Source organism: Ensifer adhaerens, from assembly GCF_000697965.2.
GTDB lineage: Bacteria > Pseudomonadota > Alphaproteobacteria > Rhizobiales > Rhizobiaceae > Ensifer > Ensifer adhaerens.
Genome location: NZ_CP015880.1, coordinates 1,862,591 through 1,881,796 on the forward strand (window position 1 = coordinate 1,862,591; position 19,206 = coordinate 1,881,796).

General features: G+C 62.7%; 29 protein-coding genes. 22 read left to right on the forward strand and 7 right to left on the reverse strand.

The annotated features are described in order from the left end of the window. Positions 1 to 92: 92 nt before the first annotated feature. Positions 93 to 797, reverse strand: a complete 705-nt coding sequence (locus FA04_RS08875; protein WP_034788214.1) for a 4Fe-4S dicluster domain-containing protein — start codon at positions 795 to 797, stop codon at positions 93 to 95. A gap of 107 nt (positions 798 to 904) precedes the next feature. Continuing rightward, positions 905 to 2,479: a trimethylamine methyltransferase family protein gene (locus FA04_RS08880; protein WP_034788211.1), complete on the reverse strand. Its 1,575-nt coding sequence runs from the start codon at positions 2,477 to 2,479 to the stop codon at positions 905 to 907. A gap of 334 nt (positions 2,480 to 2,813) precedes the next feature. Here FA04_RS08880 and FA04_RS08885 point away from each other — a divergent pair, with 334 nt between their 5' ends. Further along, on the forward strand, positions 2,814 to 3,509 hold the full coding sequence (locus FA04_RS08885) for a corrinoid protein (protein WP_034788208.1): 696 nt from the start codon (positions 2,814 to 2,816) through the stop codon (positions 3,507 to 3,509). Between the two features lie 96 nt (positions 3,510 to 3,605). On the opposite strand, the gene FA04_RS08890 is transcribed toward FA04_RS08885, so the two are convergent. Further along, positions 3,606 to 3,764 (reverse strand): entericidin domain-containing protein, encoded by a 159-nt coding sequence (locus FA04_RS08890; RefSeq protein ID WP_034788206.1) that lies wholly within the window; start codon positions 3,762 to 3,764, stop codon positions 3,606 to 3,608. Between the two features lie 39 nt (positions 3,765 to 3,803). Between FA04_RS08890 and FA04_RS08895 the strand changes: the two genes are divergently transcribed. From FA04_RS08895 to FA04_RS08915, 5 genes are all read left to right on the forward strand, one after another. Next, on the forward strand, positions 3,804 to 4,424 hold the full coding sequence (locus FA04_RS08895; RefSeq protein ID WP_034788203.1) for a DUF1638 domain-containing protein: 621 nt from the start codon (positions 3,804 to 3,806) through the stop codon (positions 4,422 to 4,424). Positions 4,425 to 4,523: 99 nt separating this feature from the next. Continuing rightward, positions 4,524 to 5,513, forward strand: a complete 990-nt coding sequence (dmeF, locus tag FA04_RS08900) for a CDF family Co(II)/Ni(II) efflux transporter DmeF (RefSeq protein WP_082572759.1) — start codon at positions 4,524 to 4,526, stop codon at positions 5,511 to 5,513. A gap of 27 nt (positions 5,514 to 5,540) precedes the next feature. Then, positions 5,541 to 5,816: a metal/formaldehyde-sensitive transcriptional repressor gene (locus FA04_RS08905; protein ID WP_034788200.1), complete on the forward strand. Its 276-nt coding sequence runs from the start codon at positions 5,541 to 5,543 to the stop codon at positions 5,814 to 5,816. Positions 5,817 to 6,176: 360 nt separating this feature from the next. Then, entirely contained in the window at positions 6,177 to 6,416 is a 240-nt protein-coding gene (locus FA04_RS08910) for a hypothetical protein (protein WP_034788197.1), read from the forward strand. A gap of 116 nt (positions 6,417 to 6,532) precedes the next feature. Then, positions 6,533 to 6,835, forward strand: a complete 303-nt coding sequence (locus FA04_RS08915) for a hypothetical protein (RefSeq protein ID WP_034788544.1) — start codon at positions 6,533 to 6,535, stop codon at positions 6,833 to 6,835. A gap of 30 nt (positions 6,836 to 6,865) precedes the next feature. Here the strand turns inward: FA04_RS08915 and FA04_RS08920 are convergent, their stop codons facing one another. Genes FA04_RS08920 through FA04_RS35075 form a run of 3 tightly spaced genes read right to left on the reverse strand, consistent with a single transcriptional unit; the run spans position 6,866 to position 7,457 of the window. Next, positions 6,866 to 7,081 carry a hypothetical protein gene (locus FA04_RS08920; RefSeq protein WP_034788194.1) on the reverse strand — a complete coding sequence of 72 codons (216 nt, stop codon included), beginning with the start codon at positions 7,079 to 7,081 and terminating at the stop codon, positions 6,866 to 6,868. Continuing rightward, the gene (locus tag FA04_RS35070) at positions 7,081 to 7,239 is read right to left on the reverse strand and encodes a hypothetical protein (protein ID WP_156400735.1); all 159 of its coding nucleotides are present in this window, start codon (positions 7,237 to 7,239) and stop codon (positions 7,081 to 7,083) included. The genes FA04_RS08920 and FA04_RS35070 overlap by 1 nt, the downstream gene beginning before the upstream one ends. A gap of 44 nt (positions 7,240 to 7,283) precedes the next feature. Beyond that, positions 7,284 to 7,457, reverse strand: a complete 174-nt coding sequence (locus FA04_RS35075; RefSeq protein WP_156552966.1) for a hypothetical protein — start codon at positions 7,455 to 7,457, stop codon at positions 7,284 to 7,286. A 414-nt stretch (positions 7,458 to 7,871) separates the two neighbouring features. Between FA04_RS35075 and FA04_RS08925 the strand changes: the two genes are divergently transcribed. The 15 genes from FA04_RS08925 to FA04_RS08990 all read left to right on the forward strand — a co-directional run bounded on the left by FA04_RS08925 (position 7,872) and on the right by FA04_RS08990 (position 18,195). After that, positions 7,872 to 8,177 carry a hypothetical protein gene (locus tag FA04_RS08925; protein ID WP_034788191.1) on the forward strand — a complete coding sequence of 102 codons (306 nt, stop codon included), beginning with the start codon at positions 7,872 to 7,874 and terminating at the stop codon, positions 8,175 to 8,177. Between the two features lie 42 nt (positions 8,178 to 8,219). After that, a complete protein-coding gene (locus tag FA04_RS36370; protein ID WP_034788190.1) occupies positions 8,220 to 8,342 on the forward strand; it encodes a hypothetical protein in 123 nt (40 codons plus the stop codon). A gap of 47 nt (positions 8,343 to 8,389) precedes the next feature. Beyond that, positions 8,390 to 8,653 carry a DUF1488 family protein gene (locus FA04_RS08930; RefSeq protein WP_034788542.1) on the forward strand — a complete coding sequence of 88 codons (264 nt, stop codon included), beginning with the start codon at positions 8,390 to 8,392 and terminating at the stop codon, positions 8,651 to 8,653. Between the two features lie 276 nt (positions 8,654 to 8,929). After that, positions 8,930 to 9,703 carry a pyrroline-5-carboxylate reductase gene (locus FA04_RS08935; protein WP_034788187.1) on the forward strand — a complete coding sequence of 258 codons (774 nt, stop codon included), beginning with the start codon at positions 8,930 to 8,932 and terminating at the stop codon, positions 9,701 to 9,703. 377 nt (positions 9,704 to 10,080) lie between these two features. After that, on the forward strand, positions 10,081 to 10,260 hold the full coding sequence (locus tag FA04_RS08940) for a hypothetical protein (protein WP_034788185.1): 180 nt from the start codon (positions 10,081 to 10,083) through the stop codon (positions 10,258 to 10,260). 45 nt (positions 10,261 to 10,305) lie between these two features. Further along, positions 10,306 to 11,109 (forward strand): formyl transferase, encoded by an 804-nt coding sequence (locus FA04_RS08945; protein ID WP_034788182.1) that lies wholly within the window; start codon positions 10,306 to 10,308, stop codon positions 11,107 to 11,109. A gap of 237 nt (positions 11,110 to 11,346) precedes the next feature. Continuing rightward, positions 11,347 to 11,649: a virulence factor gene (locus FA04_RS08950; protein ID WP_034788179.1), complete on the forward strand. Its 303-nt coding sequence runs from the start codon at positions 11,347 to 11,349 to the stop codon at positions 11,647 to 11,649. Then, positions 11,642 to 12,244: a methylenetetrahydrofolate reductase C-terminal domain-containing protein gene (locus FA04_RS08955; protein WP_034788176.1), complete on the forward strand. Its 603-nt coding sequence runs from the start codon at positions 11,642 to 11,644 to the stop codon at positions 12,242 to 12,244. The genes FA04_RS08950 and FA04_RS08955 overlap by 8 nt, the downstream gene beginning before the upstream one ends. Then, the gene (locus FA04_RS08960) at positions 12,241 to 13,332 is read left to right on the forward strand and encodes a methylenetetrahydrofolate reductase (RefSeq protein ID WP_034788174.1); all 1,092 of its coding nucleotides are present in this window, start codon (positions 12,241 to 12,243) and stop codon (positions 13,330 to 13,332) included. The genes FA04_RS08955 and FA04_RS08960 overlap by 4 nt, the downstream gene beginning before the upstream one ends. 89 nt (positions 13,333 to 13,421) lie before the next feature. Further along, complete coding sequence (locus tag FA04_RS08965) at positions 13,422 to 14,387, forward strand: methyltetrahydrofolate cobalamin methyltransferase (protein WP_034788171.1); 966 nt, start codon at positions 13,422 to 13,424, stop codon at positions 14,385 to 14,387. A 39-nt stretch (positions 14,388 to 14,426) separates the two neighbouring features. Beyond that, the gene (locus FA04_RS08970) at positions 14,427 to 14,729 is read left to right on the forward strand and encodes a hypothetical protein (protein ID WP_034788169.1); all 303 of its coding nucleotides are present in this window, start codon (positions 14,427 to 14,429) and stop codon (positions 14,727 to 14,729) included. Positions 14,730 to 14,776: 47 nt separating this feature from the next. Beyond that, the gene (locus FA04_RS08975; protein WP_034788166.1) at positions 14,777 to 15,109 is read left to right on the forward strand and encodes a hypothetical protein; all 333 of its coding nucleotides are present in this window, start codon (positions 14,777 to 14,779) and stop codon (positions 15,107 to 15,109) included. Between the two features lie 157 nt (positions 15,110 to 15,266). Continuing rightward, entirely contained in the window at positions 15,267 to 17,339 is a 2,073-nt protein-coding gene (locus FA04_RS08980; protein ID WP_051659127.1) for an ASKHA domain-containing protein, read from the forward strand. Between the two features lie 135 nt (positions 17,340 to 17,474). After that, positions 17,475 to 17,678 (forward strand): hypothetical protein, encoded by a 204-nt coding sequence (locus tag FA04_RS08985; RefSeq protein WP_034788163.1) that lies wholly within the window; start codon positions 17,475 to 17,477, stop codon positions 17,676 to 17,678. Between the two features lie 199 nt (positions 17,679 to 17,877). After that, entirely contained in the window at positions 17,878 to 18,195 is a 318-nt protein-coding gene (locus FA04_RS08990; RefSeq protein ID WP_034788160.1) for a hypothetical protein, read from the forward strand. 74 nt (positions 18,196 to 18,269) lie between these two features. On the opposite strand, the gene FA04_RS08995 is transcribed toward FA04_RS08990, so the two are convergent. Next, positions 18,270 to 18,893 (reverse strand): MarR family transcriptional regulator, encoded by a 624-nt coding sequence (locus FA04_RS08995; protein ID WP_064816998.1) that lies wholly within the window; start codon positions 18,891 to 18,893, stop codon positions 18,270 to 18,272. Here FA04_RS08995 and FA04_RS09000 point away from each other — a divergent pair. Further along, positions 18,892 to 19,146 (forward strand): acyl carrier protein, encoded by a 255-nt coding sequence (locus FA04_RS09000; RefSeq protein WP_034788158.1) that lies wholly within the window; start codon positions 18,892 to 18,894, stop codon positions 19,144 to 19,146. The genes FA04_RS08995 and FA04_RS09000 overlap by 2 nt on opposite strands. Positions 19,147 to 19,206 lie beyond the last annotated feature (60 nt).

Sequence of the window (19,206 nt, forward strand, 5' to 3'; positions counted from 1 at the left end):
AAATTCGATAATATTACCTTTCCACGACACCTCCAATTTTAGTCATTTTGGAGATTTGCACCATCTTTGCGCGCCAGAGTGGAGACCGGCGCTCACACTTCAAGCGCAGACATATGGAAGCGCAACTGCTCGGGCGGGTAGCGATATTGGCTCCCGACGGGACAGGCAGCGCGCGACAGACAGCCATTCGCAAGGCAGCCCGCCCTGCCCGCGTCCGTGCGCAGGTGGCCGCGACAACGCCCGACATCGAAGCGTTCCCCTGCAAGCGCCGACGCCGGACAGCCCGAGATGCACGGCTTTTCGAGACAGTGGTCGCAAGGGTGGCTGGCGCTCGCTTCACCTGTCTCGCCAAGCGGGATACCGAAAGCAAGTGCGCCGCGGTAACCGTGCCACAGGCCGAAACGCGAATGGATGAGAATGCCCAGCGGCGACGGTTTCAGGCCTTCGGCCCTCATCGCCCACTGCTGGAACGGCTGCCACGGGGGATCCGACGGAAAGAAGGCGGTCGCCCCCTGCTCGCCGGCGACCGGATTGATGACGGCCTTCGACCAATTGTCGAGCGGATCGGCGCCGCCGCCATCCGACCGGGCTTGCCGCCACGCGCTGAACGGCTGCCACAGCGAACCGCCGATATTGCCAATCAGCACCACGCTTGCCGCCAGGCGGCCATCGACGAGCAGCGGTGCGACCTCACCGGAGGCGAAATTCACGGTTCCGCGCAAAAAAAGACCGTGCGGCGCCAGCGCCGCACGGATCGTTTCGATTGTCTTGTCCGCTGTCGCGGAGGGCGCCGTCATTTCGGTTTCGGCCCCTGGTGTTCGTAATGCGGGCGCCAGACCTCCTTCTGGATCATGTCGGCCACCTGCGCCGCGCCGCCTTGCTCCCTGGCTCGCTCGGGACCCTTTCAGGTGAAAGCGTCCGGCATCGAGTCCTTGCGGCTGGCGATGAACGCCTTCAGCTTTTCGTCGATCTCGGGATCGAGGTAAGGCGCCTCGTAATGCTCCAGCCAACTGCGGCAAAGCGCATTGGCGCGCTGCTCGATGCGCTTTTCGCCTTCCACCTCCCACTGTTCGAAGGAATTGTTGTCGGCAAGCGGCGAACGGTAGAAGGCCGTCTGGAAGTTGGCCTGGGTGTGGGCGCAGCCGAGATAGTGGCTGCCCGGGCCGACTTCGCGGATCGCGTCGAGCGCCTGGGCGTTTTCCGAGAGGTCAACGCCTTCGGCCATCTTCTGCATCATGCCGAGCTGGTCCTGGTCGATCATGAACTTCTCGTAGGACGAGATCAGACCGCCTTCGAGCCAGCCTGCCGCATGCAGCACGAAATTGGTGCCGGCAAGAAGCGTCATGTTCAGCGTATTGGCCGATTCGTGCGCTGCCTGGGCGTCCGGAACCTTGGAGCCGCAGAGCGAGCCGCCGGTGCGGAAGGGAAGCTTCAGGCGACGGGCGAGCTGGGCGGCACCGTAGGAGACCAGCGACGGCTCCGGCGTACCGAAGGTCGGCGCGCCCGACTGCATCGAGATCGAGGCGGCGAAGGTGCCGAACAGCACCGGCGCGCCCTTGCGGATCAGCTGGGTGAAGGAGGCGCCGGCGAGAACTTCGGCGAGAATCTGCGTCAGCGTGCCGGCAACCGTCACCGGGCTCATGGCGCCCGACAGGATGAAGGGCGAGAGCACGCAGGCCTGGTTATGGCGCGCATAGACCTTCAGCGCCCCCACCATCGTCTCGTCGAAGACCATCGGCGAGTTGGCGTTGATGAGGTTCAGCGTAACGCAGTTGTTTTCGACGAAGTCGTCGCCGAAGACGATCTTCGCCATGGCGATCGTGTCTTCCGCCCGCTCCGGCGCCGTCACCGAGCCCATGAAGGGTTTGTCGGAATATTTGATATGGCTGTAGACCATATCGAGGTGGCGCTTGTTGACGGGGATGTCGACCGGCTCGCAGACCGTGCCGCCGGACGAGTGCATCGACGGCGCCATATAGGCGAGCTTCACGAAGTTGCGGAAATCCTCGATCGTCGCATAGCGGCGGTTGCCTTCCAGATCGCGCACGAAGGGCGGGCCGTAGACCGGCGCGAAGATCGTCGCCTTGCCGCCGACCTGGGCGCTGCGCTCCGGGTTGCGGGCATGCCAGGTGAATTCGGAGGGTGCCGTTTTCAGAAGCTCGCGGCAGAGACCCTTGGGGAAATGCACGCGCTGGCCGCGCACGTCGGCGCCGGCCTGCTTCCAGAGTTCGAGCGCCTCGGCGTCGTCACGGAACTCGATGCCGATTTCCTCGAGGATCGTATCGGCATTGCGCTCGATCAGCTGCAGGCCTTCCTCGTCGAGCACCTCGTATTCGCGAATCTTGCGCTGGATATAGGGCAAAGACGGCCCCGGGCCGCCGCCGGTGCGCGATGCGCGCCTTGCTGCTGCTCCCCGTCCCTCGCCGCGTGCGCGGCGACCGCCGCCTTCAACCGCGCCCTGATCTGTCACGTCGCTCATTCGCTTTTCCTCTCCCGCGCATCACTTTTTGCGCCTTCAAGCATCATTTGACCTTAATGCTACCAAGCATCGGGGGCCTTGCGGGTCTCAATGCGCCAAGGCATGGCGCAACTCGAACACTGCCGAGCGGCGACAAGGGGGCGCAAAAACCGCGTGGCGCGAATATATTGTTTTTGTTAAGAATATACAGGCGGCAAAAGAAGCCGCCCTCCCGTCGCTTTTTGTCATATGCGACGTCGCTTTCGAAAACAGATTTTTAGACATCGACCGCTATGGATTGATGGACGCGTCCGAAAATTTCGCGCGACCGTGCCAGGAACCGAGGAACCCCAATATGGCAGACGATGAAATCATTCTCGAGGACCTTTCCGACGAAGAACTCGTGCAGCAGATGCACGACGACCTCTATGACGGCCTGAAGGAGGAAATCGAGGACGGGACCAACATCCTGCTCAAGCGCGGCTGGACGCCTTACGACGTCCTGACCCAGGCGCTGGTCGAAGGCATGCGCATCGTCGGCATCGACTTCCGCGATGGCATCCTGTTCGTGCCGGAAGTGCTGCTCTCGGCCAACGCCATGAAGGCCGGCATGACCATCCTGCGCCCGCTTCTCGCCGAAACCGGCGCGCCGAAGCTCGGCAAGATGGTGATCGGCACCGTCAAGGGCGACATTCACGACATCGGCAAGAACCTCGTCGGCATGATGATGGAAGGTGCGGGCTTCGACGTCGTCGACCTCGGCATCAACAACCCGGTCGAAAACTATCTCGAAGCGATCGAGCGCGAGCAGCCGGATATTCTCGGCATGTCCGCGCTTCTGACCACCACCATGCCCTACATGAAGGTCGTCATCGACACGCTCAAGGAAAAGGGCCTGCGCGACGACTACGTCGTTCTCGTCGGCGGTGCGCCGCTGAACGAGGAATTCGGCAAGGCCGTCGGTGCCGATGCCTATTGCCGCGATGCGGCGATTGCGGTCGAAACCGCCAAGGACTTCATGAAGCGCAAGCACAACCGCCTGGCCGGCTGAGCTTTGGACAGTCCGAAATGACAAAGCCGGCCGCGTGGGTGAAATCCGCGGCCGGCTTTCCTATGTCTGGCGAGCGTGCCTGGCAGGTTTGCCGGGTTAGTTGACGGAGTTTGCCACCTTCTTGCCGGCCGACTGTGTCGCGTTGACCGTGTTTGCGGTATCCTGTCCGATCCCGCGGATGGTGTTGCCGCAGGCGGTAAGCGTCGAAAGGGCGACGAGAACGGCGCCGACGGTTGCAAGGGTCTTTACTGTCATGGTCAGGGTCCTTCCCGCTGATAGCCACATGGAATCAAGATGGAAAAAGTATCGCCCGCAATAGAACGTGCACAACCGGAAAAAGTTCACGTGATCGGTTGCGGCGCCATCGCCCGCGAAATCCTGGCGATCTGCGAGGCGAACGGGCTTGGCCATATCGACCTCAACTGTCTGCCCGCCATCTGGCACAACACGCCCGACAAGATCACCCCGGGAATTCGCGACGCCATTGCCAAGGCCCGCGCCGAAGGCTTCGAGCGCATCTTCGTCGCCTATGCCGACTGCGGCACCGGCGGCCAGCTCGACCGACTTCTGGAGGAGGAAAAGGTCGAGCGTATCCCCGGTCCGCACTGTTACTCCTTCTTTGCCGGCAACGATGATTTCGCCCGCCGTTGGGACGACGACCTCACCGCCTTCTTCCTCACCGACTTTCTCGCCCGCCAGTTCGAGGCCTTCGTCATCGAACCGCTCGGCCTCAACCGGCACCCGGAGCTCCGGGACATGTATTTCGGCCACTACCGCAAGCTCGTCTATCTCTCGCAGCAGGAGGATGAAGGCTTGCAGGAGAAGGCGAGGAAGGCCGCCGAGCGGCTCGGGCTCGAATACGAATATCGCTTTACCGGTTACGGCGATCTGACGGGGTCGCTGCTGACGGCGTGAATTAGCGACATCATCAAGCTGAAATCGCAGACCCGAAACAGAGACTTTACGTCGAATCCAATATAGGGTACCCCCCTATATAATATTGGAGGCATCGACATGGGCAATCACGACCGCGACCATCATCACCACCACGGACACCACGGGCATTCGCATGACGACGCGCGCGTGCTCGCGGCCAGCCATGATCACGTCTTCCTCGGCGGCAATCACGAGCGCAACGAGCGGCGGACCTGGATTGTCATCGCGGTGACCGCAACGATGATGGTGATCGAGATCGCAGCAGGTCAGATCTTCGGCTCGATGGCGCTGGTTGCCGATGGCTGGCACATGTCGACCCATGCGGCCGCGATGCTGATCGCAGCGCTTGCCTATCTCTATGCACGCAAGCATTCGAACAATCGCCGCTTTACCTTCGGCACGGGAAAGCTCGGGGACCTCGCCGGCTTTTCGAGCGCCATCGTGCTGGCCCTGATCGCGCTTCTGATCGGCTGGGAGAGCCTGCGCCGCCTCCACGCTCCGGTGACGATCGATTTCAGCGAGGCGATCCTCGTCGCTGTTGCCGGCCTCATCGTCAATCTCGTCTGCGCCTGGCTCTTGAAGGACGATCACGGCCATCATCACCACGATCATCACCGCCACCACCATGGGCACCATGGTGGGCAGGATCGTAACCTGCGCGCCGCCTATCTACACGTGCTTGCCGACGCGCTGACCTCGGTCCTCGCCATCGTCGCCCTTGGTCTCGGCGCAATCTATGGCTGGCTGTGGCTCGATCCCGCCATGGGCATCGTCGGCGCACTTGTCATTGCGCGCTGGTCCTTCGGCCTCATTCGCGATACAGGCGCGACATTGCTCGACTATATCCCCGATGGCGAAGACCTGCCGGACGAGATCGGCGAGATCGTCGCCAGGGAAGACGCCGAGATCGTCGATCTGCACGTCTGGCAACTCGGGCCCGGCCACCACGGTGCAATCGTCTCGCTCGTCGCCGACAACCCGCGGGCACCGTCCTATTATCGCGAAAAGCTTGCCGCCATTCACGATTTGTCGCATGTGACCGTGGAGGTGGAACCACGGGCCGCATAGCGGCGGCGCCCGAAACCGGAGTTTGCGATGACCCATACCATCCGCGAGAAGCAGAAGCTCATCAACAGGGTACGGCGCCTGCGCGGCCAGATGGAGGCGGTCGAGCGGATGCTGGAGGAGGAGAAGGGCTGCGCCGAGGTCATGCAGGTGATCGCCGGCATACGCGGCGCGGTCAACGGGCTGATGGCGGAAGTGGTCGAAGACCATATCCACATGCATGTCGCCGCAGCCGAGCTGTCGCAGAAGGACCGGGAGGAAGCGGCGGCCGAACTGGTGGATGTGGTGCGCGCCTACCTGAAATAGCGTCGCTGCCGCGCACTTTGCCAAGGTCACCGTTGCCGCCGAGAACCATGCTGTGCTCGGCGATGGCGACCGGTCATGCTTTCTGCCAGCTCACAGATTGACCGCGAAGTCCTGCCGGCCGCACGCTTCCGGCGGCAACTGATCGTCGGTGATCACGTTCCGTCAGAGGCCGACGATCCGGCTTCCGCCCGGGCCCCCTCATTGCCAGCAGGTCCCCTCCTTCGCCGTCTGAACTCTCAATTTGAAACCATGTTCGCGCCAGCCCGTTTAGCTGGCGTGACTCATCCCTGACGCTTCCTCAGCCGCCTGACAATTGGCCGTCTTTGCGCCAAGCACGGAGCCAGAACGCGGGAGCGTCCCATGACCAAGAATTTTACGCACGACAAAAAGAGACTGCTTCATGGCTGGGATGCGGTCTACGATCTCGAAGAATTCATTCTGGCCTATCACTTGGCACCGCTGGCAGCGCGCGACATCTTCGCAAAAGTCGGCCCGCGCAGGCTCGATCTGGCGCATGCGACGGATGCGCAAAGCACAGCGACGGGCGACGGGCGACGAAGCGAAACGCGCGCTCGGCCAAAACAACCTCCCGGTGCTTGAGTGAAGTTCGTTGCGCTGGCGCGACAACGCGTGCAGGGTGCTTTATCGACGGCGATTGAAGCGGGCGCCGTCGCCTACGGGCCTTCGTGCCTGGGCCCCAACCAAAGGAGGACGCAATGTCTTCCAGCAATCCAGAACATTATCTTCACTCCGACGACCTCAGCCTTCTGGTCGAGGTACTCGCCGCTGCCGGCTACTACGGAACGACCACGACGGCAGACCCGGGCGGACGGCTTGCCGCCACGCGCTTCCTGATTGCGGCACTTGAAAGCGGCGTCGACAGCCACGCCACTCCGGAGGCGGCGCTGGCCGAGCCGGGCACTGCCGCGGAGTTTCCGAGGGCCCCTTCCCGTCCGGCGCCTTATGAGCAATTCAGACAGGCTGCAGTTGATCGAAAGACCGGCAGCGTGCCCCGCTGAGCCACCATCGTGGGTTTCCAGCCCACCCATCTAACCCCTATCTTCCGGCGGCCGGGGCGGAAGCTGGATCGTGCCCCTGCGTATGCGGTCTTTGAGATTGAGAATATCGAGAAGATCATCCGCTTCGTCGCGCGGCAAGTTGGACATCAGATAACCGTCAACAACAACCGGTTGCCCGGTGAAGACATCGACAACCGCCCAAACATTGTTGGCTTCGACCTTGAGACCGTACCTTAGTGTTGTCATCAGCCCAGTCCGTAATCGGGGTTTACCGCCTGCCCTTGCTCAGCCACATGCGGCATGGCGGGGCGATCGCTCGCATTGCCCTGAGGTGGCCTGAAGGCCCAGACAAGAAAAACCGACAGGGCGACCAGAAACAGTGAGAAGACCAAACGGGAGGACATCGCGCCTCTCCTTCATCGAATGAGGCCATCGCGGCTGGGGGGTGTCACGCGGCTGGGGAAAGAAAGCGCGCAATAACCTTCTGCAGGGTCTCGGCAGCCGCTCGGTTCAGCGCGACCTCGATCTGGCCGTCGTCGCATTCCAGGCAGAGAGTGCCGATCAGCGGCGCCTTGTGCAGGGTGATGATTTCGCTCTGGTAGAGTTTGTTCGGCTCGGACATGACAGTCTCCAGTTCCAAGCGACGAGCTTAACACATCCTCGATCGGCACGTGGCTTTTATCACGCGAGCAGCGAGGAACTCGGGAGAAACACCGGCGTCGCGCCAAAAACACTTTAAATCTGCGCCGGCCGACACACGCGCCTCAATTGAAACTCAATCGACGCGCAATAGTATATCCAAGTAAATTTGGCCGATGTGGCTTTCGCGGTATCAGAATTTCTAACCGCACCTATTCTCCTAAATTTTCGAACGACACGCAAGCTTCGGATCCAGTGCTTGGTCCATGCTTCGCCTCGAAGCACATCGCGCATTGTAACGTCTGTTCGTTCCCCGAACCTTGGTTGATCGGTCGATAACCGGCTCATCGCAGCCGACCGACCGTGCCTGCCCACACCTAAAAGGACTGAGACCACTATGAACGCTTTATCTTTTACGAAACGCATCATCCGCGGCCCCCGCGACCAGTCGCCGGTTCACCGCTTCCAGGTCGGCCAGCTTGTTCGCTCGAAGGGAGCGCTGACCAGAGAGTCGACCATCGGGGACACCTACCGCATAACCGCCACGCTCCCCATCCGCGACAATGCGCTCCAGTACCGCATACGCAGCAGCGACGAATGCCATGAGCGCGTGACCGATGAAGGCAATCTCGAACTGATTCGTCCCGCCGATGAGCGAATGGCCCTGGCCGAACGGGCCTTCAAGTCCAGACACGCCCTTTAGATCCAAACCATCTTCCTAACAGATCAGCTGCAGGAGGCGATCATGAAGTACCACATACCGGCTCAGATCTATCTATTCGACTACCGCGGCCTGCTTGCCTGGATCGCCCTTTCGCTGGCGGTCGCCGTCGTCGTGACCACGATCCTTTTCGGGCGGATCCTGTGACGGCCCGTCTCTGGCCGGCCTGGCTTACCGCCAAAAGGATTACGACCATGCCGCTGACCTTTCCGAACCCATGCCGAAGCTTCGATGAAGCGCGCAAGGCCGTACGTTTCCTTGGCCACGATGGCATGTTCGAAGTGCCCTTCTACGTTGAGGCGGCCGCCCTCTCCCGTGGCGCGCCCACCCGGACGACCGAAGCAGCCTGCTTGCTGGCCTTCGATGCCGCGCGCAACGCAATCCACGAGGCCGCGACGGCAGCCTATGCCAAGGGGCGCCGGACGATCTATGTCCTCACCGCCGATGACTTTCGCTAGGTCCCGGGCCAAAACGCAGCACCCGTTCGACTAACACCCCTTGGCCTAGCAGGGGTCTCCGCCTTATGCGCAACGCGCCCCGCAGCGGCCGAAAGGGCGTGGCAATCTCAACCGCACTGTTGAAATGCGTCCTGCTCTCCTGTGGGCGACGCCATGGCGAGCGCTTGTCGCCGGCGCCTTTGCTATTATTATTCCGCCAATTCCAAACCCGTACCCGTGCATGCCACACCCGGCAGTTTCACGGACCTTCTGAAATCACCAGGCGACAGAACTTTCATGAAACTTGGATTCATCGGCACCGGCGCACTCTCCTCGGCGATCGTCACCGGCCTCAAGACGCTTCCCGGCGAGATCACCACCGTCGTCCTTTCGCCGCGCAACGAAGAGATCGCTGCGGGCCTTGCCGCCCGCTTTCCTGACGTGACTGTCGCTGCCGACAATCAGGCGGTGCTCGACGCCTCAGACACGGTCATGCTCGGCGTCCGCCCGCAGATCGCCCGCGACGTGCTGCCGACCCTGCGCTTTCGCCCGGATCACCACGTCGTCAGCCTGATTGCGACCTTCTCCTGCGCCGAGATCGCCGCCATGGTCGGCCAAGTGAAGCGCGTGACCAAGGCCTTGCCGATGCCGATGATCGCGATCCGCCAGGGCCCGACGATCATCTTCCCGCCGGATCCGGATATGGCGGCGTTTTTCGGCCGGCTCGGCACGGCGATCGAAGTAACAAGCGAGAGCGAATTCGATGCGCTAAGTGTGGCGACCGCCACCTATGCCAGCTACTTCAAGTACCTGGAAACGATCCATAGCTGGCTAAAGGACAATGGCGTCGACGAAGCCAAGGGCCGCGCCTATATCGCCAGCCTGTTTGGTGCGCTCGGCCAGGCGCCGGAAACGACCCCGGACGCGAGCTTCGCCCATCTGGCGCAGGACTACGCGACACGCGGCGGCATCAATGAGCAGGTGCTGCGGGAGTTGACGGAGCACGGCACCTTCGAAAAATTCAGGGAAAGTCTCGGCGGCATCCACCGGCGGATTACCGCAGCGTCGTGAGCCACTGGCGCAACGGAAAAGCCCCTCATCCGGCCTGCCGGCCACCTTTCTCCCCGCAAGCGGGGCGGAGGAAATTCGCGGCACCCACTCCGCCAACAATAAACACCACGATTTCCGCCTCGCTGCGGCTCCGCTCGGCGAAACTAAGATCGGGCCACGTCCCCTCTCCCCGCCTGCGTGGAGAGGGTTAGGGTGAGGGGCAATCCGGTTTGCAAGAACTCCGGCTAGCCTCGTCCACCGATGCTGACCGAAGCGCAGCGGCTTACGTGAGCGCTCGCTCCGACAACGAAAAATAAGCTCTTCCTAATCCCTATATCTGCGCTACCCTGCGTTACATCTCAGTGCGCGACTGCTGCGTCTTGGGACGGGAGGCGCCAGTGAAAATCCTCGACTATCTGCCCTACGCCATCGGCTGCGCCGCCGGGCTGCTGCTGTCGCTGGTCGTCGGCGCGGTCTGCAGCCTCTCGGATGACGTGAAGATGGTCGAATCCGTCGCCCTCGTCGTGCTCGGTGGCGGTGTCGCCGAATGGTACTGGAACCAGTTAAGCCGGCGGTAACGGGCAAGCCTTCATAACTCGGCCCTGTTCATCCGCGGGGCCGCCATGACCGACATCGCCAGCCAAAATCAAGCCGCAGGCGGACGCCCCGGCCGCGTCGTCGTGGTGACCGCGGGCGGCGAGAACCCCTGGATCATGATCAACGCGTTCTCCGCGCATTTCGCCGACGTTGCAGTCGTCGAGGAGCAGCCGGAATCGAAGGGCCTGTTCCTGCGCCGCCGCGCACGCAAGCTCGGCTGGCTGACGGCGCTGGGGCAGCTTGCGACCATGATCGCCTCGCGCTTCGGCAAGCGTTTTACCCGCAAGCGCGCGGACGAGATCTTCGCGACCTACAAAGTCTCGGGAAAACCCGATCCGTCGATCCCGGTCAAATCCATCGCCTCCATCAACGACACGGACGCCATCGCCCAAGTGCGCGCGCTCAAACCCGATGTCGTCTTCCTCATCAGCTGCCGCATGCTGAAGGCCGAAACGCTGGCCGCCTTCCCCTGCCCGGTCCTCAACTTCCACGCCGGCATCAACCCGGCCTATCGCGGCCTGATGGGCGGTTACTGGGCGCAGGTCAACAACGACCTCGAAAACTTCGGAGCGACCGTGCATCTGGTCGATGCGGGCGTCGATACCGGCGGCGTGCTCTACCAGTCGCGCCAGAAGCCTGCCCCTCACGATACGATGCACACCTATCCGCTGCTGCAGACGGCGGCTTCCACGGACATTGCGATTGCCGCCGTCGGCGATGCGCTCGCCGGAAAGCTGCAGGTCATCGATGTCGCAGGCCCGTCACGGCAATGGTATCATCCGCCGATCTGGACCTGGATATGGAACGGCCTGAAGCGCGGCATCTGGTAGGCTGACAAGCCGCCCTTACCTCCTTCCGACATCGGCTAAAAGCCTGAAACTGCGGGTAATCCTTGCCGATGGTTCCTGGCTGCAAGAAGCGCCTCAACTGCGACTTGCGCATCACCGCCAAGACGTCTGATATGGCATCCGCGCCAGCGTCGTTTTTGGACATATCCGACGTCGTGGCGAGATGAGCCCGGACGCCGGTACATGCGCATTGTCGCAGAACGAGGAGAACAACACCCCATGGCAGATCGCATTATCGTCTACTGGCGCGACATTCCGGCCCAGGTCATCATCAAGAAGGGCCGTACGACGGCGAAGCGCGAGCTGTCTCTGCGCTTCACCGAAGCGATCGACATGTGCGCCATGCGCACCGGTGCGGCTGAAACCGACGACTACCTCGCCGAATGGCGCAAGGCCGATCCGGTGCCGGTCTCCGACAATCTGGAAACGGAAGCCGACCAGGCCGCCGCCGAGCTCGAAGCCGCCTATGACCGCGAACGCCTCGTCGCCCTCGTCAAAGCCGGAGGCCGCGACAATGGCTGACGCCAAACCGCCGAGCGAGCCGAAGGTGATGAAGGGCAACGCCGCCCCGGCCGCCAAGGCCGCAACCGGCGCGTTTACGCCGTCTGGCGTTTCGCCGAGCCGCCGCTCGCGCCACAAATATACGGTCCGCCTCTGGGCGGTCCGCAACTCCCGCTTCCTCGAATGGTTCTACCACCGCTTCGCCGATCTGTTCCTGCTGCTTCACCCGCTGTGGAACGCCATCGGTTATGGCCGGGTCGAGCGTCCGGTGACCTTCGTCGAGCGCCACGTGAAAGGCTTCCTCTTCGACTGTCGCATGTGCGGCCAGTGCGCGCTGTCGTCGACGGGCATGTCCTGCCCGATGAACTGTCCGAAGCAGCTACGCAACGGCCCCTGCGGCGGCGTGCGCGCCAACGGCAATTGCGAGGTCGAGCCGGACATGCCCTGCGTCTGGGTGCAGGCCTGGAAGGGCTCGCAGAACATGGAGAAGGGCAACGCCATCATGAACGTGCAGAAGCCGGTCAACCAGTCGCTGCGCGAAACCTCGTCCTGGCTGCGCGTGACGGCGGAAGCCGCAGCGCGCCGTGAAGCGGCATCCAAGGAAGGCCAGGCATGAGCCCCGACATCAATCCCTTCGATCCCGGCGCGCCGCTCGAGCCCCTGCCCGGCCATTCCTCCCGCGGCCGTCTTGAGCGGGTTTTGCGCCGCGGCGAGTTCGCCGTCACCGCCGAACTCAACCCGCCTGACAGCGCAAACCCGCAGGATGTCTACGAGCGCGCCGCGATCTTCGACGGCTGGGTCGACGGCATCAACGCGGTCGATGCCTCCGGCGCCAACTGCCACATGTCCTCGGTCGGCATCTGCGCGCTTTTGACCCGCATGGGCTACGCCCCGATTATGCAGATCGCCTGCCGCGACAAGAACCGCATCGCCATCCAGGGCGACGTGCTCGGCGCCTCTGCCATGGGCGTTCAGAACATCATGTGCCTGACCGGCGACGGCGTGCAGGCCGGCGACCAGCCAGGCGCCAAGCCCGTCTTCGACCTCGACTGCATGTCGCTGCTCGAAACCGTCCGCATCATGCGCGACAACTCGAAGTTCCTCTCGGGCCGCAAGCTGACGACACCACCGCAGGTATTCCTCGGCGCTGCGATCAACCCCTTTGCGCCGCCCTATGATTTCCGCCCCTATCGTCTCGCCAAGAAGATCGAGGCCGGCGCCCAGTTCGTGCAGAGCCAGTACTGCTTCGACGTGCCGATGTTCCGCGAATACATGAAGAAGGTGCGCGACCTCGGTCTGCACGAGAAGTGCTATATCCTTGTCGGCGTCGGGCCGATGGCATCGGCCAAGACCGCCCGCTGGATCCGCTCCAACGTGCCGGGCATCCATATTCCGGACAGCGTGATTACCCGCCTTGAGGGCGCGCAGGACCAGAAGAAGGAAGGCAAGCAGCTCTGCATCGACATCATCAACGAGGTGAAGGAGATCGAAGGCGTCTCCGGCATTCACGTCATGGCCTACCGCCAGGAAGAATATGTCGCAGAAATCGTGCATGAATCGGGCGTCCTGAAGGGCCGCCGCCCCTGGAAGCACGAGACGCTGCCGGAGGATGCGATGGTTGCCGAGCGCCTGGAGCACATTCGCGAGGGCAAGGAAGAGAACCAGCAACAGATGGCCGAAGCCGCGGCCCATCACCCGCACTGACCGCAGACAAAACTGGCGCCGGCCACAAGGCGCCTATCATCGACTTCACGGGCGTGATTACATAGACGCCAAATGACAAAGGACCCTGCATGACCCGGACCATCGTCGCTTCCGCCACCCGCGAGATCATCATCGGCTTCGACCAGCCGTTCTGCGTCATCGGCGAACGCATCAACCCGACCGGCCGCAAGAAGCTGGCCGCCGAAATGATCGAGGGCAACTTCGACACCGTCATCAAGGATGCGCTGGAACAGGTCGCCGCCGGGGCGACGATGCTCGACGTCAACGCCGGCGTGACCGCCGTCAATCCGAACGAGACCGAGCCGCCGCTCTTGGTCAAGACACTCGAAATCGTCCAGGGCCTCGTCGACGTGCCGCTGTCGATCGACAGTTCGGTGACGGCCGCGATCGAGGCGGCACTGCGCGTCGCCAAGGGCCGCCCGCTGGTCAACTCCGTGACCGGCGAAGAGGAAAAGCTCGAAGCGATCCTGCCGCTCTGCAAGAAGTATGACGTTCCGGTCGTTGCCATCTCCAACGACGAAACCGGCATTTCCGAAGATCCGGATGTGCGTTTTGCCGTCGCCAAGAAGATCGTCGAGCGCGCCGCCGACTTCGGCATCAAGCCGCACGACATCGTCGTCGACCCGCTGGTCATGCCGATCGGCGCCATGGGCACCGCCGGCCAGCAGGTCTTCGCACTTCTGCGGCGTCTGCGCGAAGAGTTGAAGGTCAACACCACCTGCGGCCTGTCCAACATCTCCTTCGGCCTGCCGCACCGCCACGGCATCAATGCCGGCTTCATTCCGATGGTCATCGGCGCCGGCATGACGTCGGCAATCATGAACCCCTGCCGCCCGCAGGAAATGGAAGCCGTGCGTGCGGCAAACGTGCTGAACGGCACCGACCCGAACTGCACCCACTGGATCAAGACCTACCGCGACCACAAGCCGGCCGAAGGTGGCCATGTGGTTGCGGCAGCACCAGTGGCAGCCGCCGGTGGCGGACGTCGCGGTGGCCGCGCGGCCCGCACGGGTGGTGCGGCTGCCAGCGAGTAGTTCCTGGATCGGCGCTGATGCGCTCGAGGGAGAAGGACGATGAGAAGCCAGTTGCGCCTCCTTGCCGTCGTTCTCCCTCTGGTCGTTATCGCCAGGTACACACTGTTTGACGATGCGGCCGAGTTTCAGCGGTTCTACGCCGCGCTCCGCACCTATGGTGCGCCCGTGATCATCGTGACGGCTGCCGTACTTGGAACAATAATGATCGCCACCGTCACCAGGAAGGTCTATCTCGGTCCGCAGGAGCAGGTGATCAAGGCTTGCCTCTGGGGCAGCTCGGCCGTGCTGGCCGCGACTCTTGCCTATACATTCGCAGTCGTAAAACTTGCCGGGGCGCCGTAGCAACGCACGTCGGTTCATCCATCCGCCAACGCAAAGTGGAGATCACCATGACACGCAGCCTACGCCTGGATGCCGCCACCCTCTGGTTCGAGGCCCCCTTCGTCATCGCCGTCCGACTGCAGGAGATGCAGATGGCGGCGCTCACCGGCAAGACCCAGGACGTGACCGAGCTTCATCGCATGGTCTCCGAGAAGATCGCCGCCACGGCCGAAAGCGTCATGGCCGTGAACATGGCCATCTGGAAGGCCGCCTTCGACAACACCTTGCGCCTGATGACCGGCGGCACGGCGTCTGGCCACGGAACGGCGATTGCGTCCGCAGCCCTCAGGCCCTATGGCAAGCGCGTGCGCAGCAACGCCCGGCGGCTGTCGCGCAAGTAAGCCTGACGCGCCGCCGTGCCCCACACCTAACTGTTTGAAACAGAAGCTTCCATGTCGGGATTGGACAACTATCGGGCGCCGTTCCGGTGCAGTCTGAAACCGTTTACCCGTGCTTCGCTTGACCCATTGAAGCGGACCTGACGAAAGACCACAGAGCATGCGCATTGAAGGTACCTCCGAGATCGAGACCAACATGACCGAAGCCGCGCAAAAGGACCCTCTCGTGCTGTTCATGCCTTCGGGCAAGCGCGGCCGCTTCCCGGTCGGCACGCCGGTTCTCGATGCGGCGCGCAAGCTCGGCGTCTATGTCGAAAGCGTGTGCGGCGGGCGCGCCACCTGCGGACGCTGTCAGATCGTGGTGCAAGAAGGCAACTTCGCCAAGCACAAGATCGTCTCGTCCAACGACCACATTTCTGAAAAGGGCGCCAAGGAAGATCGCTACGAGAAGATCCGCGGCCTGCCCGACGGCCGCCGCCTCTCCTGTTCCGCCCAGATCCTCGGCGATCTCGTCATCGACGTGCCGCAGGATACCGTCATCAACGCCCAGGTCGTGCGCAAGGCCGCAACCGACCGGGTGATCGAGCGCAATGCCGCCGTTCAGCTCTGCTATGTCGAGGTGGACGAGCCCGACATGCACAAGCCGCTCGGCGATCTCGACCGGCTGAAGGTGATGCTGGAGAAGGACTGGGGCTGGAAGGATCTGCTGATTGCGCCGCACCTGATCCCGCAGGTGCAAGGCATCCTGCGCAAGGGCAACTGGGCCGTCACCGCCGCCATCCACCGCGACATGGATAGTTCGCGCCCCTTCATCGTCGGCCTGTGGCCGGGCCTCAAGAACGAGGCCTACGGCGTTGCCTGCGACATCGGCTCGACGACGATCGCCATGCATCTCGTGTCGCTGCTCTCGGGTCGTATCGCCGCCTCGTCCGGCGCCTCCAACCCGCAGATCCGCTTCGGCGAAGACCTGATGAGCCGCGTCTCCTATGTGATGATGAATCCTGATGGCCGCGAGGCGATGACCAAGGCCGTGCGCGAGGCGGTCAATGGTCTCATCGGCAAGGTCTGCGCCGAGGGTGAAGTCGACCGCCACGACATTCTCGACATGGTCTTCGTCGCGAACCCGATCATGCACCACCTCTTCCTCGGCATCGACCCGACGGAACTCGGCCAGGCGCCGTTCGCGCTCGCCGTGTCAGGCGCGCTGCAATATTGGGCGCATGAGATCGATATCGACGTCAATCGCGGCGCGCGCCTCTACATGCTGCCCTGCATCGCCGGCCATGTGGGCGCCGATGCGGCGGGCGCAACCCTCGCCGAAGGGCCCTATCGCCAGGACAAGATGATGCTGCTCGTCGATGTCGGCACCAATGCCGAAATCGTGCTCGGCAACAAGGACCGCGTCGTCGCCGCTTCCTCGCCCACGGGCCCGGCCTTCGAAGGTGCGGAAATTTCGTCGGGCCAGCGCGCCGCCCCCGGCGCGATCGAGCGCGTGCGCATCGATCCCGTAACGCTGGAGCCGCGCTTCCGCGTCATCGGCGTCGAAAAGTGGTCTGACGAGGAAGGCTTTGCCGAGGCGGCCGCATCAGTCGGCGTCACCGGCATCTGCGGCTCGGCGATCATCGAGATCGTCGCCGAGATGTATCTTTCCGGCATCATCTCCGAGGACGGTGTCGTCGATGGTGCCATGGCGGCAAAAAGCCCGCGCATCATCCCGAACGGCCGCACCTTCTCCTACCTCCTGCACGAGGGTGAGCAGCGCATCACCGTGACGCAGAACGACATCCGCGCCATCCAGCTCGCCAAGGCAGCGCTCTATGCCGGCATCAAGCTGCTCATGGAAAAGCAGGGCGTCGACCACGTCGACACCATCCGCTTTGCCGGCGCCTTCGGCTCCTTCATCGATCCCAAGTATGCGATGGTGCTGGGCCTCATCCCGGACTGCGATCTCGACGACGTAAAGGCCGTCGGCAACGCCGCCGGTACCGGCGCGCTGATGGCGCTCTTGAACCGCGGCCACCGCCGCGAGATCGAGCAAACTGTCAGCAAAATCGAGAAGATAGAGACGGCGCTTGAATCAAAATTTCAGGAGCATTTCGTCAACGCCATGGCGATGCCGAACAAGGTCGACAGCTTCCCGAAGCTTTCGACCGTGGTCACCTTGCCGGAGCGCAAGGTGAGTAGCGATGACGGTGAAGGCGGCGGACGGCGGAGGAGGAGGAGCCGGGAGTAGTCCGGTAACCATTCCGAGCTCTCACAAGTCTCTGCCGTGTCGAAATACGACAACCGCCGTATGTCTTCGTTCTCACAGCAGGTCTACGCCGAGGTTGGCGCGCTTTTGCGCGTGCTTTGCACCAAGGAGAGACCAATGAAAATCATCATCGCAGTCGCGGCATCGCTTGCATTTGCCGGCTCCGCCTTCGCAGTGAGTTCGCTGGGGGCCGCTGAAAATCAGCCGGCTGCCAAAGCCATTGAAGCAATCGAGTTGGCGGGCGGTAGCGGGAAACCCAACACGACGCCAGGCACGGGCAGGTCCAACCTCACGCGCGGCAAAACCTCGTACTTTGGTTGACGCAAACGAAGGGCGGCACCAGCCGCCCTCTCGCCATGAACGTGGCGGCCGACCGCACAGGCGAAAGTCCTCGTTTGGTCGCGCATCGGGCTATTATGCTGTTTGGTGAATGTGGACACCGGAGATTTCAGCTTGCCTTAATTCCGGCGGCGGGCGACGGTCTGATGAAACCTATTCCTTAAACTGGCATCCAGAACCCATGAACGACAAAATTCTCGATACCCTGACCGGCATGTACTTCACCGTCGACGATCCCGATGGCACCTATGGCACCGGTCAGATCATCCGGCTTGCCGCCGAGGGGATCTACTTCATTCGCTACGACGGCAACGAGGTGGAATTGCCGATGGAGCTCGTTTCGATCGGCGAAATGCTGCAGACCACCGAAGAAGACTACAAGCTCTGGCGGTTCTTCGACACGACCGAGGAACGGGACAAGTGGATCGAGTGGCTGGACGCCCCCTCGAAGCCGCGCGTCGTCTCGCTGGTGCGGCCGACGCCTGCTCCGACGAAATAGGGCATCGTTGGAAGGTGACCGGGGCGGCTTTGCCGCGCCGGATTGGGCTTGGCGCGGTGGCTGCCGCGCCTCCCTCAAGGCTGGATCGAGGAAGGCTTTTCCTTAAGCCGTTCCATGAACCGACCATAGTCCGGCCGGAACAGGGCATAGGCGGTGGCTGCGGCATCGAACCAGTTTCTGGTCCCGACTTCAGCGGCCACCGGAAGCCTCCTTCTCCTGACGATGGGGGCGGCCTTCAGGCGGCTCGCGAACCCTTCCCGCTCCAGCGCCGCCCCGAGCGCCTGTAGCACCGCAAGAACCGGATATCCGATTTCCAGCTCGAGGCACCGGATCGCCAGGAATGTCATCTGCCGGTGCGGCTCCAGAGTTGTCAGGAGGGCGACGCCCTTTTTCGTCAGCCGCAGGCCGGTCTTCCTGCCGTCGTCGGGGCCGCGCCGGGCAAGGAGCCCGCCCTTCAGCATCAGGCTGACCGTCTGGCTGATCGCGCCCTGGGTGAGACTGCTGTTGCTGGTGATCTCGGTGACGGTCTCGGCGCCGGCGGCAAGCGCGCGCAACAGGGGCGTATAGCGCGGCCTGTAGTCGATCTTCAGGGTTTCAGATCGCTCGGCGGCACCCCGATCGACGCGTTCGCCGACATATCGCAGGAGTTCGCCGAGGTGCCCCTTTGTGTTATGCTTTAAGGGAGGGAGTAGATCCATGGCACCCACACGATCCGATGTTTCCGAACGCGTAAAGGCGATCCTCGTCGAGCTGCTCGGCGTGAAGGCTTCCGAAGTGAAAGACGATGCCGAGATCGAAGAGGATCTGGGCGCCGACTCGCTCGAAGTGTCTCAATTGGCGATGTTGGTGGAGGAAGAGTTCGAGATCTATCTGACCGACGACTCTGTCGAAAAGCTCGTCACGGTCGGCGACCTGATCGACTTTGTGCTCGCGTCGAAAACGCTGAAGTGATCATCCGGCAATAAAAAAGGCCGGGGCGAAACCGCACCGACCTTCCTCATCATCGCTCTT

Coding starts and splice junctions, on each gene's coding strand:
- FA04_RS36370 (WP_034788190.1), top strand. CDS start 8,220: ATGAAGTACCACATACCGGCTCAGATCTATCTATTCGACTACCGCGGC.
- FA04_RS08985 (WP_034788163.1), top strand. CDS start 17,475: ATGAAAATCATCATCGCAGTCGCGGCATCGCTTGCATTTGCCGGCTCC.
- FA04_RS08890 (WP_034788206.1), bottom strand. CDS start 3,764: ATGACAGTAAAGACCCTTGCAACCGTCGGCGCCGTTCTCGTCGCCCTT.
- FA04_RS08935 (WP_034788187.1), top strand. CDS start 8,930: ATGAAACTTGGATTCATCGGCACCGGCGCACTCTCCTCGGCGATCGTC.
- FA04_RS08880 (WP_034788211.1), bottom strand. CDS start 2,479: ATGAGCGACGTGACAGATCAGGGCGCGGTTGAAGGCGGCGGTCGCCGC.
- FA04_RS09000 (WP_034788158.1), top strand. CDS start 18,892: ATGGCACCCACACGATCCGATGTTTCCGAACGCGTAAAGGCGATCCTC.
- FA04_RS08950 (WP_034788179.1), top strand. CDS start 11,347: ATGGCAGATCGCATTATCGTCTACTGGCGCGACATTCCGGCCCAGGTC.
- FA04_RS08990 (WP_034788160.1), top strand. CDS start 17,878: ATGAACGACAAAATTCTCGATACCCTGACCGGCATGTACTTCACCGTC.
- FA04_RS08915 (WP_034788544.1), top strand. CDS start 6,533: ATGTCTTCCAGCAATCCAGAACATTATCTTCACTCCGACGACCTCAGC.
- FA04_RS35070 (WP_156400735.1), bottom strand. CDS start 7,239: ATGTCCTCCCGTTTGGTCTTCTCACTGTTTCTGGTCGCCCTGTCGGTT.
- FA04_RS08965 (WP_034788171.1), top strand. CDS start 13,422: ATGACCCGGACCATCGTCGCTTCCGCCACCCGCGAGATCATCATCGGC.
- FA04_RS08995 (WP_064816998.1), bottom strand. CDS start 18,893: ATGGATCTACTCCCTCCCTTAAAGCATAACACAAAGGGGCACCTCGGC.
- FA04_RS08875 (WP_034788214.1), bottom strand. CDS start 797: ATGACGGCGCCCTCCGCGACAGCGGACAAGACAATCGAAACGATCCGT.
- FA04_RS08980 (WP_051659127.1), top strand. CDS start 15,267: ATGCGCATTGAAGGTACCTCCGAGATCGAGACCAACATGACCGAAGCC.
- FA04_RS08970 (WP_034788169.1), top strand. CDS start 14,427: ATGAGAAGCCAGTTGCGCCTCCTTGCCGTCGTTCTCCCTCTGGTCGTT.
- FA04_RS08960 (WP_034788174.1), top strand. CDS start 12,241: ATGAGCCCCGACATCAATCCCTTCGATCCCGGCGCGCCGCTCGAGCCC.
- FA04_RS35075 (WP_156552966.1), bottom strand. CDS start 7,457: ATGTCCGAGCCGAACAAACTCTACCAGAGCGAAATCATCACCCTGCAC.
- FA04_RS08885 (WP_034788208.1), top strand. CDS start 2,814: ATGGCAGACGATGAAATCATTCTCGAGGACCTTTCCGACGAAGAACTC.
- dmeF (WP_082572759.1), top strand. CDS start 4,524: ATGGGCAATCACGACCGCGACCATCATCACCACCACGGACACCACGGG.
- FA04_RS08895 (WP_034788203.1), top strand. CDS start 3,804: ATGGAAAAAGTATCGCCCGCAATAGAACGTGCACAACCGGAAAAAGTT.
- FA04_RS08905 (WP_034788200.1), top strand. CDS start 5,541: ATGACCCATACCATCCGCGAGAAGCAGAAGCTCATCAACAGGGTACGG.
- FA04_RS08975 (WP_034788166.1), top strand. CDS start 14,777: ATGACACGCAGCCTACGCCTGGATGCCGCCACCCTCTGGTTCGAGGCC.
- FA04_RS08910 (WP_034788197.1), top strand. CDS start 6,177: ATGACCAAGAATTTTACGCACGACAAAAAGAGACTGCTTCATGGCTGG.
- FA04_RS08925 (WP_034788191.1), top strand. CDS start 7,872: ATGAACGCTTTATCTTTTACGAAACGCATCATCCGCGGCCCCCGCGAC.
- FA04_RS08955 (WP_034788176.1), top strand. CDS start 11,642: ATGGCTGACGCCAAACCGCCGAGCGAGCCGAAGGTGATGAAGGGCAAC.
- FA04_RS08920 (WP_034788194.1), bottom strand. CDS start 7,081: ATGACAACACTAAGGTACGGTCTCAAGGTCGAAGCCAACAATGTTTGG.
- FA04_RS08930 (WP_034788542.1), top strand. CDS start 8,390: ATGCCGCTGACCTTTCCGAACCCATGCCGAAGCTTCGATGAAGCGCGC.
- FA04_RS08945 (WP_034788182.1), top strand. CDS start 10,306: ATGACCGACATCGCCAGCCAAAATCAAGCCGCAGGCGGACGCCCCGGC.